At 58.2% G+C, this 14730-nt stretch carries 9 protein-coding genes; 5 read left to right on the top strand and 4 right to left on the bottom strand.

The window, feature by feature from the left end:
• Positions 1-20 precede the first annotated feature (20 nt).
• The 4 genes from UH5x_RS00320 to folK all read left to right on the top strand — a co-directional run bounded on the left by UH5x_RS00320 (position 21) and on the right by folK (position 6191).
• A complete protein-coding gene (locus UH5x_RS00320) occupies positions 21-1970 on the top strand; it encodes an ExeA family protein (RefSeq protein WP_482634310.1) in 1950 nt (649 codons plus the stop codon).
• A 157-nt stretch (positions 1971-2127) separates the two neighbouring features.
• Positions 2128-2571: a hypothetical protein gene (locus UH5x_RS00315; protein WP_482634309.1), complete on the top strand. Its 444-nt coding sequence runs from the start codon at positions 2128-2130 to the stop codon at positions 2569-2571.
• Positions 2572-3108: 537 nt separating this feature from the next.
• A complete protein-coding gene (locus UH5x_RS00310) occupies positions 3109-4242 on the top strand; it encodes an IS110 family RNA-guided transposase (RefSeq protein ID WP_482634308.1) in 1134 nt (377 codons plus the stop codon).
• 938 nt (positions 4243-5180) lie between these two features.
• Positions 5181-6191 carry a 2-amino-4-hydroxy-6-hydroxymethyldihydropteridine diphosphokinase gene (gene folK, locus UH5x_RS00305; RefSeq protein ID WP_482634307.1) on the top strand — a complete coding sequence of 337 codons (1011 nt, stop codon included), beginning with the start codon at positions 5181-5183 and terminating at the stop codon, positions 6189-6191.
• 56 nt (positions 6192-6247) lie between these two features.
• Here folK and UH5x_RS00300 read toward each other — a convergent pair whose 3' ends face one another.
• Together UH5x_RS00300 and UH5x_RS00295 are read right to left on the bottom strand one after the other, a co-directional pair.
• Positions 6248-7522 (bottom strand): HTTM domain-containing protein, encoded by a 1275-nt coding sequence (locus UH5x_RS00300; RefSeq protein WP_482634306.1) that lies wholly within the window; start codon positions 7520-7522, stop codon positions 6248-6250.
• Positions 7519-8358: a hypothetical protein gene (locus UH5x_RS00295; protein WP_482634305.1), complete on the bottom strand. Its 840-nt coding sequence runs from the start codon at positions 8356-8358 to the stop codon at positions 7519-7521. Before UH5x_RS00295 ends, UH5x_RS00300 begins: the two co-directional genes overlap by 4 nt.
• Positions 8359-8784: 426 nt before the next feature.
• Between UH5x_RS00295 and UH5x_RS00290 the strand changes: the two genes are divergently transcribed.
• Positions 8785-11805 carry a hypothetical protein gene (locus UH5x_RS00290; RefSeq protein WP_482634304.1) on the top strand — a complete coding sequence of 1007 codons (3021 nt, stop codon included), beginning with the start codon at positions 8785-8787 and terminating at the stop codon, positions 11803-11805.
• 819 nt (positions 11806-12624) lie between these two features.
• On the opposite strand, the gene UH5x_RS00285 is transcribed toward UH5x_RS00290, so the two are convergent.
• Both UH5x_RS00285 and UH5x_RS00280 read right to left on the bottom strand, forming a co-directional pair.
• Complete coding sequence (locus UH5x_RS00285) at positions 12625-13758, bottom strand: IS110 family RNA-guided transposase (RefSeq protein WP_482633045.1); 1134 nt, start codon at positions 13756-13758, stop codon at positions 12625-12627.
• A gap of 452 nt (positions 13759-14210) precedes the next feature.
• Positions 14211-14609, bottom strand: coding sequence for a hypothetical protein (locus UH5x_RS00280; protein ID WP_047814785.1), 399 nt, complete (start codon positions 14607-14609; stop codon positions 14211-14213).
• Positions 14610-14730: the final 121 nt, after the last annotated feature.

Here is a 14730-nt window from a genome sequence, read left to right as displayed (position 1 = left end):
CCGCCTAGGAAACTTCGACCATGTCTTCGGTTGAACACTCTTTTCACGTGCCTCCCTTCCCGCCCTTCCCCAGTGCGGAACGTTACGTTCCCGTTGGATCGCAGGACGAGGCATTGCAACGAATCCAACGAGCAATTGAAGCCTGGGAAGCAATTTCGCTGGTCATCGGCCCCCCCGGCGTCGGCAAGTCCTTGCTGTGCCAGTTGCTGCTGAAGCAATTCGCGGGTCGTCGCGAGGTCGTGGTGCTCGGTGACGCGATGCTGGACAACCCCTTGTTGTTCCAACGTCACCTGCTGACGCGATTGAACCGAGTCCGTGGGATTCATTCGACCCCACTGGAACCCAACGAAGATCCGCAATTCGCCCTGGTCGAGCGACTCGCTCGCAGCACCGCGGAATTCCCCGGTTTGCTGCTGCTGGTCGACGAGGCGCAAGCGTTGACACCGGAAGTGCTGGAAACCATTCGCATCATCACCAACACGATGAGCGAAGGCCAACCACGCGTCAGTGCGGTTCTGCTGGGCGGCCCCAAGCTGGATGAGACCCTGGCACTGCCATCGCTCGAAGCACTCGTGCAACGCGTCGCAACTCGGTGCTACCTGCACCCGCTCAACGGCGACGAAGCCCTGACCTACGTCCAAGATGTGATCAAGAACTGCGGGTCCAATCCCCAGGAAGCGATCACCAACGAAGCGATCCGTGCCATTCACCAAGCTTGCAGCGGCACGCCTCGTTTGATCAACCAAATGATGACAGCCGCGATCGATTGCGCCGCGTCGTTGAACCAAAGCATCATCGACAACAAAATCGTCGATCGTGCCTGGGCGACGCTGCAACAATTGCCAAGCCCGGTGATGGAGGAACCCACCATCGCCCAGCCCAACGGAGAATCCTCCAACGTCGAATTCGGCGCACTCGATGATTCGATGTGGGACGAAACCAGTTCGGATGAGGAATCCACCTCGGCAACCTTCGAATCAGCAACCATTGAATCCAACGACGCCAGCGACCTGGGCCGACGCTGGAACGATCAGGCTTTGCCGAACGAAAGCGAAGCGGTCGCAGAAGTCGAAGCCACCACGTGCGACACGCAAGCCTGCAACACCTCCGAGTGCGGCGAAGAAGCCTGCCAAACAACTGGCCTTTGCCAAGGCGACCTGTGCCAAGGCGAACAGTGCCAAGATGGCCAATGTCAGAATGGCCCTTGTCAGGCAGAACCGTGCCACGGTGAACAACTACAAGACGTCGCGGTTGCCACATCGGAACCCACCACCGACCAGCAAACCATCGAGGAATCCCTGGTTTGCGAAGATACCACGGCGTCGCCAGAAGCCACCGACAACCTCGAATTCGGCTCGCTGAGCATTGATTGTCAGACCTACGAAGGCGACTACGAGATGGTCTCCGACGTCATTGGATCCGCTCTCGCGGCCAACTTGCCCGAGACCGAAGAAGCTGAATCGCACAACAGCGAAGCCCCCGTCGCTTCCACGCCAACGGCGGACCAACTGTTCGGTGAGTTCGACGACGAAGAGGAAATCAATTCCACCGTCGACGCCTTGGCGGCCTCGGTAGAAGCAACTGACAAATTCGACGCCTGCGACAACGTGGCGTCCGATCTGGAAACGTCGTTGCACGAAGAAATCCTCAGCATGCGTGGTGCGGCCAATTCACCTTTGTCGTTGCTCGGCGACGATGCCAATGGCATGGATGAAGTCTGCGACGAAGCTCAAATGGGCGAGATGCAAAATCAATCGGCCATCGCTGCTTCGGCACCCGTGTTGTGGATCGAAGAAGATGGCGAAGACATCGCTGTCAACCACGACGACCGTGACATGCTGGTCATCGAAGACGATGTGCAAGTCGAAACTGCCGCGTTGCATCATGAATCAGCGGACGTGTCTGCAGGTCGTCCTGTCGCGGTCGACTTCCAAGCGATGTTGGCCAAGATGCGTTCGCCGCAATCTTGATCGAAGGCCACCGGACCTTGGACAGAATCGGATGACGGTTCGGTCATGACCGAACCGTCTTGTTTCTCTGCGATTGAATTGAGATTCGTCTCACTCAATGAACAGAGTGTTGTTCGAGCTTGAATCTTCTCTCGGGCTTTGAATCCCTGCGTGGTCGATGTTCACACCGGATCATACTTTGCGAACGTTGTTGCACCGAACCGTCGAACAAGCCGTTCGCTACGGCAAGACTTTGGTTTTGGTGACGCCGGATGAGCTGCGATTGCAGCCCGCCTTCTTCGTCGCCTTGGGCCAAGCTTGGCGAGAAGCCAACGCATCGCAACAGTCCGAAGGCCACGAATCAATGGCCATGCCGCGACTGCGAGTCGACTGGTGTGCTCCCGCGTCCCAGGGGCTCGGATGGCGATCCCTCCGAAACAAGTGGCACACAAGTCGTTGTGAACGATTGCTCCGCCGCGAAAATTTGAACGACTGCGTGCAGCTCTCTCAGTGCTTGTTGATCGGCAAGGCATCGCAGCATCCCTCGACGATTGTTCTGGGGATCACCAACGAGGCCACCGAATTGCCCGAGTGGACCACCGCGGTCCCCATGCAGCGCTAACGCGTTCCACACGATGCACCCCCAAGGCTTCCGTCACTCCGCGACTGGTTGTGTCCGTCCGAGTGATCGAACAACCGCGGAGCGGTGACATCCGTCAGCCTCGGGTTTCCAACCCGAGGTCTCGCGAGTCCCGCCCCCTCGCTCGACAAGCCGCGGAGCGGCGACAGTTGCGAGCAACGAGATGGGGAAGATTGAAAAAGTGAAATTATAAATTGTAAAATCCCGGCGGTTGAGGCGATCAGCCGATGGGCGATCGACAACGGTTACCGAAGCCGAACCGGACGTGATCGTTCACGACGGGCCTGCCAACTGTCGTCACGCCGAGACCAATTGTGTCCGTCCGAGTGATCGAACAACCGCGGAGCGGTGACATCCGTCAGCCTCGGGTTTTCAACCCGAGGTCTCGCGAGTCCCGCCCCCTCGCTCGACAAGCCGCGGAGAAACTATGTAGGGGGCAGGTCAGAGTGGAAAAGATTTGGCACACTCGTTGGGACGTTTAATAGCTTTTGAAACAATCCACAACGAGGTACCAAATCCATGTCCAAGTCTATCATGATTGGCTGCGACCTTCACGACCGCAGCATGCTCCTTCGCTACGCCGTCGGCACGCAAGTGCCCCAGCAACTTGCCCACGAAAACAATCCATCGGGACGCCGAAACATGATCGCGCGGATCAAACGGCTCGCTGACAAAGAGCGGTGCCAGCGGATTGTCTTTGCATACGAAGCCTCCGGGCTCGGGTTCGGGCTCTCCGACGAACTGCACGAAGCGGGCATCGAATGCTACGTCCTTTCGCCATCACTGTTGCCCACCACCCCGAAGTCCGCCAAGCTCAAGACGGATGCCAAGGACGCTCAAATGCTATTGGAACAAGTCCGTGGTCACGTTTTAGCCGGTAATTCGCTGCCGGTCGTCTGGACACCACCCCAGCGACTTCGTGATGACCGGGAGCTCGTCCGGGCTCGGATCGACGTCGGCGACGAGCTGACTCGCGTCAAACTGAAAATCCTCTCGGGGCTGAAACGACGCGGCATCACCAAGCCGTCGTGGTATCAAACACACTGGACCAAGCGATTCGTTCGCTGGCTGCGAGAAGACGTGATCGCTCAGATGGATTCGGTCGTCGCCGCGACGTTCGAGCGACTAGCGGATCGTTACGAAGCCTTCCGTCAGGAACAGACCAAGCTCGACAGCGCGTTGCGAAAACTATCGGGCGAATCGCGTTACGCCGCTGCTCATAAAAAGCTGCGTGAGATTCCTGGTGTTGGGCTGTTGACGGCGATGACGTTCCTGACCGAGATGGGTGACCTGACGCGGTTCAGCAATCGCCGGCAAGTTGGTGCGTATTTGGGGCTGGTTCCTTCGAGTCATGAAAGTGGTGAGAGTGACAATCGCAAAGGCCGAATCACGCGTCAGGGGCCTGCCAGACTTCGCAAATTGCTCTGTCAAGCGGCTTGGGTATCGATCTCGCGGAGTGAGTCAGCGGCGAAGGACTACCATCGCATCAAACAGGGCCAAAGCAAACGAACCAAGAAAGCACTCGTGGCGATGATGCGGAAGCTCGGGGTGGTGATGTGGCATCGTGCCTTGGAGTGCGGTGTGTCGAGCGAACTACTCGGGCGGAGCGGCCCAGTTGATCTTCAAGAGGCTTCGAGGATGCAAGCTGCCTAGAAGAGAGAACGACCACCGTGCGATGCCACTGAATCCGCAATTGAAGTTGAACCACATCCAACAACCGAACCGTCACCTGCTAGGAGAGGAATTTTCGTCACAGGGTTGATGCTTGAAGTCTTTTGAAGAGATTCCCGCATTGGCCAAGAGTCCTTCGAGAGTCGCGATCGAATCGTCGCTGGGTCCTCCCCGTCGCGGAGAATGATCCGGCTCTCACTTGAATCACCCGCTTTGCGAAGCGAACTCGTTTACTGATCTGACGGCAATCCTGTCACGATCGAATAGCAGCTTGCGATGCAGATCGGAATCTCCCAGCGAGATCCAAAATTCACCCTTGACGAAAAAACCTACATAGCAGCGGCGACAGTTGCGAACAACGAGATGGGGAAGATTGAAAAAGTGAAATTGTAAATTGTAAAATCCCGGCGGTTGAGGCGATCAGCCGATGGGCGATCGACAACGGTTACCGAAGCCGAACCGGACGTGATCGTTCACGACGGGCCTGCCAACTGTCGTCACGCCGAGACCAATTGTGTCCGTCCGAGTGATCGAACAACCGCGGAGCGGTGACATCCGTCAGCCTCGGGTTTCCAACCCGAGGTCTCGCGAGTCCCGCCCCCTCGCTCGACAAGCCGCGGAGCGGCAACAGTTGCGAGCAACGAGATGGGGAAGATTGAAACAGTGAAATTGTAAACTGTAAAATCCCGGCGGTTGAGGCGATCAGCCGATGGGCGATCGACAACAGTGGCCGATGACGAACCGGACGTGATTGAGTTCTGGCCGGACGTCGAGCACGAGAAGACGCGCCGCAAGCCCATCAACAATGGAAACCCGACGCGTCAGGAAGGACGAACCCGCACTCGCCTCGCTCACGCGTCGGGTTCCCACTATGATTCGCCAGCAACCGCGTCCCCCTTGTTCTCGCCAGCGTTCTGTTCATGCCCACGCAATGCCTCATCAGCTTCGGTTCCAACCTCGGTGACCGCCGAGTGGTGATCGCCGAAGCCGCTCGCCGGGTCGCGGAATCGGGATTGGTTGCCGCACCTGGTGAAAAGCATGCCGGTCAGCAAGATGGTGGCGACGCCCCACACGGATCGCCCGCAAACCTGCGAACCAGCCGCTTGTTTGAAACGCCACCGATCGGTGGTCCCGGTGGTCAATCACCGTTTCTCAATGCGGTCGCCGCATTTGCCACAGAAGCCTCCGCCGCGGAGGTGTTGGATTTGTTGCAACACTTGGAAATTGATCTGGGCCGCAAACGACTCGTTCGCTGGGGCGCCCGCGTGATCGATCTCGACGTTGTTCTGCATGGCCGCTTGGCGGGGCCACCACGAGCCGCCGGACTTCGGGGCTTGATTGGCGGTCGAGGCCCGGCGGGATCCTCGAAAGCTCTGGTGGTTCCGCATCCGCGATACACCGCTCGGCGTTTTGTTTTGGAACCCGCCTGCGACGTCGCCGCGGACTTCTGCGACCCGCGTTTCGGATGGACGATCGAAGATCTGCGTGACCACATCGCCGCCGACGTCCCCTCGATGGCTTTGGTGGGTGGCGACGCGGAATTGCGGCAACTCATCTGTCAGCGACTTTCGTCCGAGCACGGCATCACCGTGATCGATCCCGATCGCTCCGACACAGCCAAAGGCCTAACGCAGTGGATCGCCTCGGATCCTCCGGCGGCACTGCGAGATTCCCACGACCTCGGCGAACAACTTGGCTCCACATCCGGATCACCTCGTTTGTGTTTGCCACGACTCTTGGCGAGGATTCAGCACACGACTGAAAAAGATCGCTGGCCAGCGCCGCACCAGATTTGGCCGGTCGGATGGAAGTGGCCTGAGTATCGACTCGAAGTCGACGACCTGGACTGGGCCATCGGAGAATTGGCGTCCGCGATGGATTCCATGCGATGCGACATCCGTCCGATCACTGACGATGGTCACTGGTGGTGAACTCACCACGGGAGTGAACTCGCACGCGACCTGCGAACGCCAACTTCCACGGTGACTCAGGCATCCTCAAGATCATCGTTGCGGAGCACGCTGTCGCCTGCCGACAGATTGCCGTCGATCAGTTTTTGCTTGATCTGTTCGCGGGTCGCCAGCAATCGCTGCTTGCGTTCTTCGTTCTTGGCTTCGCGGCGTTTGAGCTTGGCATAACGTTTCTGGATCCCCTTTTCAGCCGCGTCAAGTTCCGCCAACCGATGTTGCAAATCCGCCGGCAAGGCAACCGAACGAGTGCGATTGTTGGAATCGGTTCCTAGCGACGTCATCACACCGGATAGCGACGCGTCTTCGTGGCCATCTTCCGCTGATTCGCCCAACCGCTTGCGACGAATCCAATCCGGCGAAACAAAGATCCCGTTGGCTGCGATCATCATCGCACCAAACGTGATCATGCCCAGGAACAACGCGATCCCACCGTGAACGGCGACGGCCAATGCCAACGTGATCCCGCGAGTCAAACGCGGCCAAACCAAGGCACAGTAGAAGATCTCCCAGAACATCGTGATGTGCGACAACGCGGTGAAAACACGCGGGAACCGCCCCAAGACTGTCATGTCAATCGACTGGTATTCGTAGTTTGCCACGGCAAACCAAACCGCCGTTCCGTCCCACCAAAGTTCACCACGAGCCTTCGCGAGGCCACCGAACAGATAAATCACGCACAGATGAATCTGCAGCAATCGCGTCGCCACATTGGCCGAGACCGTCTTCTTGTCTGCCGGGAACAACCACGCTTTCCAACCCGAAAGCGTTCGCTCACCATCGCCTGTCAAACGACGACGCAGCTTCGCATCGACCGACCAAACCGCACCACAGGGAGCGAAGGCCAAGTACATCACACAGTAAGTGACAATCTGGTCCAACCCAAACAGGCTGCCGAGCAATCGATGCACCAACATCAATTGCAGGAACCACGCCAGCGGCCCTGTCACGCGAGTCAAAAAGCCAACCAGAAAGCATCCCGTGACCAGGATCGTCACGATATGATTCAGCCAAAGAAACGTCGCGTTGTCGACCAACCACAAGTACGACCAAGCCGCGGTCGCTTCACCAAGCGTTCCATCATGCAACCACGCGCTGGTCTCGTTGTCGATCCAAGCTTCCGTTCCAACGAAAGAAGAAAAGTCGGCCGCGAGCACCAGGTGTGAATACAACAGCATCGCACCGGTGACGATCCGCAGCACCGCCAACGTATCAATGTGCCGAGGCGTGAACCAAAACCGATCCCAGGCATCCACCCAAGACAATCCGACCTGTTTTGCCGACTCAACGATCACGATACGTCCTCCGGTGCAGTGCCTGGTTGCTCCGGTTCGTCCAGTGTCTGATTCTCGGCCGCGGGACTGCCCGCGTCTTCCGACTGATTCCCTGAACCTTTCTTCCGTTCGCCCGCCGGCACTGGAACCGATTCGGAATCCTCTGGGTCCAAGACCACTGCATCGCCGGCTTCCGGCTGCGGAAGCGACTCAGGGACACTCCCCAGCAAACTTTCCAGCGTGATCGGGAGATCGGGCAACTCGATGTAAGACCGCTCATCGATCAACGAGAGGTTCTCTTGCGCGAACAGAACAAAGTCGGGCATTTGGTGCTCGATTCGCTGGATCGAAACGTCCGATTTCCCCGTCGATTGCAGGTGCCGAACCATCGAATCGGCAATCCGTTCATAGCGTTGTCGTCCCATTCGCAGCGTTTGGAGTTCCTCGGGACTCAGCTCGGGACCGATCAGCTGGCTGACCTCCAGCGGCAAAGCGGGCTGGTACGAATCATTCAAAAATTCCGCCAACATGAAATGCCGGTGGTACGACAACCGAGGCCACTGATCCTCCAAATCCGGAAACAATTGCGTCGTTTTGCCACCGTCCGAGCTCGCCCGAATTAGGTGACTGGGACCGGGATCCGGAGCAAAAAAAGCGTAGCCACGATCCAAATAGAACATCTGTGCGACCGGAGAAACCATCGCCAACAAGGTCCCAACGGACGGCGACAGTCCGCGTGCACCGCGTGCTTGGAACGCCAACGGCGGCAGAGCGATCGTCAACAGCATCCCAATCAGCAGAACGCTGATCAAAAATCGATTTCGGCGCGAAAGCGGCAGGGAATCAGGCTGGATCACGTTTGTTTTGAATTCTCCGAAAAGGTGGCAGCGACCAACCAGTCGACGGTCGCAGAGGGATTGGGTCGGGTTTCACGGTGATCTTTCGCGGCACCAATTCACCTTGCAATTCACGGTGCGATTCACGCGGTAAATCCGGCTTGGATGGAGTCCGTGAAACAGGGCTCCCACCGGGCACGGCTTCATTTTTTGACCAACCATAATCCGTCTGCCCCCCATGTACAGGCGAGGGCCTGGCCTGACCCCACCGACGGGCTGGTCTGGTCGACGCCCACCAGCCCCTCGGAATGCGAAAGTTTGGCTCCGCTTTCGATCCACCGCCGAATTCGTCTTGGTTTGGAGGGCCGATTTTAGGCATAAGCGTTTGATCGGCGAAAAACGTCTCGTCGCCGTCCTTCTCAATTGCTCCAATCCATCAGTCATCGAATGCGTCAGGATTCCCGACGATCGCTGTTGTTGTGGCCGATCACAGCGTCCATCGCTGTCATTGCGACCACCACAACGCCTTACTTTCTGAACTCGACCGGTTTGCTGGAACCAGGTGGGTTGCTTGCCCGATTTGGCAACGGACCCTCCGCGCAGGCAAATTTGGACGTGGCTTCGGATCCGGCGTTCCAATACTTGACGTCGGACCGGAACGGCGAAACACAGTCCAACGACGAAGCCTCCGCCAACGCACCGGACGGATTGGGAGCTTCGAACCGCCACGGGTTCGGCACCGCGGAACCGCTCTCGCCTTGGAACCAACCCGACGCCCTGCCATCTTCAACGCACGCGGAAGACGCCCACCGCAACGACCACGGTGCGCGTGGGTTGACCATGCCCGAGCGTTTGGCAAGCGATTCATCTGGCACGCTGCAAGCTCCCGTGATCGACATCGAAACCGAACTGGCGGGTTTCGCAGAAACATTGGAACAGGAACCCTCCTTCGAGCCATTCGCACAATCGGTTCCCGCTTCTCTGTCGCCAGGGTTGGACGACCCGACTTCAACCGAACCAACGTCATTGTCGTTGCCCGCGGAAATGTTCCACACCGACTCGCAACGCTCCGAGTCCGTTTCGCTGATTCCTGAATCCGTCGCGGTATTGGCCAAACCCAGTGTTCCGGAACCGGAGCTCCCCGAACTCAACCTGGATCTGCCCCGCTTCGTGCGCCCGCCCGTTGTTTCCCCCACGGACGCTGCCAAAGCAGCCCAGACTCATCACGTGACCGGCTGGCCTCTCGCCAAACAATTGCGTTTGGAATTGTCCGAGCTTTCATCGCACGCGAATTTGGCGGTGGATGCCAATGAAGAACTGAACGACGTGTTGCTGACATCCGTCGACATGGAACAAACCGATCTGAAAACCGCTCACGAGGAAATGCTGCGCAGCAGCGACCATCACGGCCTGTCGGATTCCTCCGAAGAAGCCGTCCGTCGTCACGCGACCTCGATCGTGATGGGACGTTGGGCCGGAGAGGTTGACGAACGATTGAATCGACTTCGCCAGCTCTCTCGTTTGGGCGATCCCGAAGCAGGCACCGTGCTTCGCGAATTGTCATCGTTGGCCGCCGCTGGTCTGCAACTGGCCGAACGAGCCCCGGCACGCGACCAACAAGTCCGTTGGCTGCAGGCGTCCCACTCCTTGTCCCGTCGCACCAGCATCTGGGCATCGATTTGGCAATTGGCTCGTGGTCACTCTGGTTCGTTCGATTCTTCCGGGACGTTGCCTCACGAAACACTGACCCTGCACAGCCAAACGCCAACCCATCAGCGTTTTGACGTTCACCAACTGATTCGCGAGGTCCGCGAACAGCTTCCTGAAACGGGCGACCCTCAAGGTTGGACGACGTTCCTGCTGCTCGACAAAATTCAAACGCTGGCATCGTCCGACGACATGGACCAACGCGCCCTCACGGCTCAGCGGTACTTGTCCCGAATCACTTCCAAGCGATTGGCACCGGAACACGAAGACTGGTTGAATCAACCCTCGCTTCAGCAACTGACCGAAGCGATGAAGACCTGGAGCGCGATGCCGATCGATTACGTCGCCTTGCTCCAAGACCTCGAACGTGCCGAAGCCGATGCGATTGACTTGGCTGCCGTGAAGGTCACCAACGCGTTTCAGTCATTGCGATTCTCGGATGACACTCATGCGGCACGAGTCGCCAAGGCGATCGACCTGAACTACCGCAACGCCAACGTTCGCACCGCGATCTCCGCGAAACTGATCGAGCGTTTGATCCCCTCGGTCCCCGACCGCACGTCGCCGATCTCAACCCAAATCGCTGGCACACCGGTCCGCGGAACCAGCAATGTCAGCACCGCCATGGACCTGCGACTGAATCCGACGCCAGGCCAATGGAGCATTGACCTGCTGACTCACGGCGACGTTTCGACCCACAGTCAAGCCGCGCAAAGTGGCGTGACCGTGCATTCCAATGGCTGGGCCAATTTCGATGCCTCCACCCCGATCCGCATCTCAGCGGACGGGCTGACCGTTGGCGGCACGGAAGTCCAAGTCAACGCGAACAATCGTTTGCAGCGAGTGGACTCCAAGGTCAACGAGTGGCCCTTGATCGGTTCCTTGGTACGCGGCATCGCGGAAAAGAAATACGAAGACACCAAATCGCTGGCCAACCAACTCACCCGGCAACAAATTCGCGACGAAGTCGTGCAGGGAACCCAGTCGGAACTGACGACTCAAACCAACAACGCTTCTGAAAAGTGGGACGACCTCGTGCTCGGTCCACTCGGACGCCTGGAACTGGCGCCGACGGTGATCGACTTGGAAACCACCTCGGAACGCTTGATCGCTCGCTACCGCTTGGCAGGTGATTGGCAACTGGCCGCTCATACCCCTCGCCCGCGAGCCTGGAACGACAGTTGGTTGAGTTTGCAAATGCACCAATCCGCCATCAACAACACGCTGGAACAAATCCTTCCGCGCGGGGAAGTCAAGACGTTCCAAGAACTCTACACCGACACGTTTGCGTTGTTTGGCAAAGACGGCGTGGCATTGCCGGAAGAGGTCCCCGGCGAAGCTGAAATCGCATTTTCCCCCACCCGCCCGATGACGATCGAAATCGAAGACGGCAAAATGTGGTTGACGTTGCGAGTCGTTCGCCTGAGCCAACCGGGCAGTCCCAAGCTGACACGGTTCATCGTTCGCGCGGCCTACAAGCCTGAGATCGACGGATTGAACGCACGGCTGGTCCGAGACGGTCATCTCCGAGTCAGCGGCCCAGGCATGTCGATGCGACAACGCCTGCCCATCCGCGCGATCTTCAACAAGGTGTTGGCCGAAGATCGAGTGATCCCCCTGACGACTCCCAAACTGATCGAGCATCCCGCGATGCAAGACCTCGCCGTCAGCCAACTCGAACTTCGCGACGGCTGGCTCGCCTTGGCACTCAGCCCAGTGGAAGCCCCCAGCGTCGCCACGCGTGCCAACTCACGAAAGTGAGTCGGCAAGCTTCTAGCTTCTAGCTTCTAGCTTCTAGTGGTCCGTCAAAGTTAAAAGTGAGGGTTGATCGTAGTGGACGAGGCCACGAGTCCTTGGATTCGACGCCAGTTCAGGACTCGTGGCCTCGTCCACTACCCTAAAAACAAGTCCTGACAGACCACTAGCTCCTAGCGATTAGCGATTAGCGTTGGCTTTCGTGCAAACATCGCCCCGGTTGGGGCCGGCATCGGGAATCCCGCGCAAGCCTCGCTGACGCGTCGGGTTTCCATTTCGATGGGCTAGCCGCCCGCTTCTCGTGCTCGGGCTCAGCGAAGCGGTACTCGTCCCCGCAATCGACCTCCGCCCGAAACGAGATCGCGTCCGGTTCGTCGCCGGTACCGCTGAGCCATCGCCTCAACCGCCCAAGTTTTGCAATTTCACTTTTTCAATTTCCCCCTCTCATCGCTCGTCACCTGTCGCCGCTGCTATGTAGGTTTTTTCGTCAAGGGTGAATTTTGGATCTCGCTGGGAGATTCCGATCTGCATCGCAAGCTGCTATTCGATCGTGACAGGATTGCCGTCAGATCAGTAAACGAGTTCGCTTCGCAAAGCGGGTGATTCAAGTGAGAGCCGGATCATTCTCCGCGACGGGTAGGACCCAGCGACGATTCGATCGCGACTCTCGAAGGACTCTTGGCCAATGCGGGAATCTCTTCAAAAGACTTCAAGCATCAACCCTGTGACGAAAATTCCTCTCCTAGCAGGTGACGGTTCGGTTGTTGGATGTGGTTCAACTTCAATTGCGGATTCAGTGGCATCGCACGGTGGTCGTTCTCTCTTCTAGGCAGCTTGCATCCTCGAAGCCTCTTGAAGATCAACTGGGCCGCTCCGCCCGAGTAGTTCGCTCGACACACCGCACTCCAAGGCACGATGCCACATCACCACCCCGAGCTTCCGCATCATCGCCACGAGTGCTTTCTTGGTTCGTTTGCTTTGGCCCTGTTTGATCCGATGGTAGTCCTTCGCCGCTGACTCACTCCGCGAGATCGATACCCAAGCCGCTTGACAGAGCAATTTGCGAAGTCTGGCAGGCCCCTGACGCGTGATTCGGCCTTTGCGATTGTCACTCTCTCCACTTTCATGACTCGAGGGAACCAGCCCCAAATACGCACCAACTTGCCGGCGATTGCTGAACCGCGTCAGGTCACCCATCTCGGTCAGGAACGTCATCGCCGTCAACAGCCCAACACCAGGGATCTCACGCAGCCTTTTGTGAGCAGCGGCGTAACGCGATTCGCCCGATAGTTTTCGCAACGCGCTGTCGAGCTTGGTCTGTTCCTGACGGAAGGCTTCGTAACGATCCGCTAGTCGCTCGAACGTCGCGGCGACGACCGAGTCCATCTGAGCGATCACGTCTTCTCGCAGCCAGCGAACGAATCGCTTGGTCCAGTGGGTTTGATACCACGACGGCTTGGTGATGCCGCGTCGTTTCAGCCCCGAGAGGATTTTCAGTTTGACGCGAGTCAGCTCGTCGCCGACGTCGATCCGAGCCCGGACGAGCTCCCGGTCATCACGAAGTCGCTGGGGTGGTGTCCAGACGACCGGCAGCGAATTACCGGCTAAAACGTGACCACGGACTTGTTCCAATAGCATTTGAGCGTCCTTGGCATCCGTCTTGAGCTTGGCGGACTTCGGGGTGGTGGGCAACAGTGATGGCGAAAGGACGTAGCATTCGATGCCCGCTTCGTGCAGTTCGTCGGAGAGTCCGAACCCGAGCCCGGAGGCTTCGTATGCAAAGACAATCCGCTGGCACCGCTCTTTGTCAGCGAGCCGTTTGATCCGCGCGATCATGTTTCGGCGTCCCGATGGATTGTTTTCGTGGGCAAGTTGCTGGGGCACTTGCGTGCCGACGGCGTAGCGAAGGAGCATGCTGCGGTCGTGAAGGTCGCAGCCAATCATGATAGACTTGGACATGGATTTGGTACCTCGTTGTGGATTGTTTCAAAAGCTATTAAACGTCCCAACGAGTGTGCCAAATCTTTTCCACTCTGACCTGCCCCCTCCATAGTTTCTCCGCGGCTTGTCGAGCGAGGAAAGGATCGCCCGAGACCTCGGGTTAAAAACCCGAGGCTGACGGATGTCACCGCTCCGCGGCTGTTCGATCACTCGGACACACACAACCAGTCGCGGAGCGACGACAGTTGCCCTGCCCGCCGCGAATGCCCCCGTGGTTCATTGCCGACAGGCATGGCCCCCCATCGTACGCGCACGATCCCCCTGAGTCCTGAGTCCTGAGTCCTGAGTCCTGAGTCCTGAGTCCTGAGTCCTGAGTCCTGAGTCCTGAGTCCTGAGTCCTGAGTCCCTGAGTCCCTGAGTCCCTGTGGCCCTGTGGCCCTGTGGCCCTGTGGCCCTCTCCCACTTCCCCCCTATATCACCTGCAAATAGCAACCAACAAACAGCGCCGCATGGGCCAACAAACACATCCCTGCGGCGACGACTCGGGATGAAAACATCCCCAGGATCGACAGGGCACATCCCAGCCCCGTGACCAGGATCCCGCCGGCCGGAAACAATCGCCAGCACGCCAGCGAAAACACCAAGACGATCAGCGCCGCCAGCACGCTCGCTTGCAGCATGCCCGACTCCGGCACCCACGCCTCTTCCTGGATCATCGGCGTGACCGAGGCGATCACCGGTCGGTCCGAGCCCGATGCAAATGGGTTCCCGCGTCGAACCGCTGCCTCACTCCCCTGACTCGTCTGCTGAGATGCAGATGGGGGCAACGCTGGATCCGAAACGGTCGTCGATGGATTCGGTTCACTCATCGAAACGGAGACACCGAGTTTGAGACAAGGATGGCATGCAAATATTCGGTTGGAATGCCAAATGCAGGGCGGTTAATCCTTGTTCATCATTCCAAGCCGCAGTTATTCTATACACACCGCT

The sequence above is a fragment of the Rhodopirellula sp. UH5 genome, from assembly GCF_056839225.1.
This window is presented reverse-complemented; position numbering and strand designations above follow the sequence as displayed.

Excerpts from the sequence above, each read along its gene's own strand:
- UH5x_RS00320 (WP_482634310.1), top strand. The coding sequence starts at position 21 with ATGTCTTCGGTTGAACACTCTTTTCACGTGCCTCCCTTCCCGCCCTTC.
- UH5x_RS00315 (WP_482634309.1), top strand. The coding sequence starts at position 2,128 with ATGTTCACACCGGATCATACTTTGCGAACGTTGTTGCACCGAACCGTC.
- UH5x_RS00310 (WP_482634308.1), top strand. The coding sequence starts at position 3,109 with ATGTCCAAGTCTATCATGATTGGCTGCGACCTTCACGACCGCAGCATG.
- folK (WP_482634307.1), top strand. The coding sequence starts at position 5,181 with ATGCCCACGCAATGCCTCATCAGCTTCGGTTCCAACCTCGGTGACCGC.
- UH5x_RS00290 (WP_482634304.1), top strand. The coding sequence starts at position 8,785 with ATGCGTCAGGATTCCCGACGATCGCTGTTGTTGTGGCCGATCACAGCG.
- UH5x_RS00285 (WP_482633045.1), bottom strand. The coding sequence starts at position 13,758 with ATGTCCAAGTCTATCATGATTGGCTGCGACCTTCACGACCGCAGCATG.
- UH5x_RS00280 (WP_047814785.1), bottom strand. The coding sequence starts at position 14,609 with ATGAGTGAACCGAATCCATCGACGACCGTTTCGGATCCAGCGTTGCCC.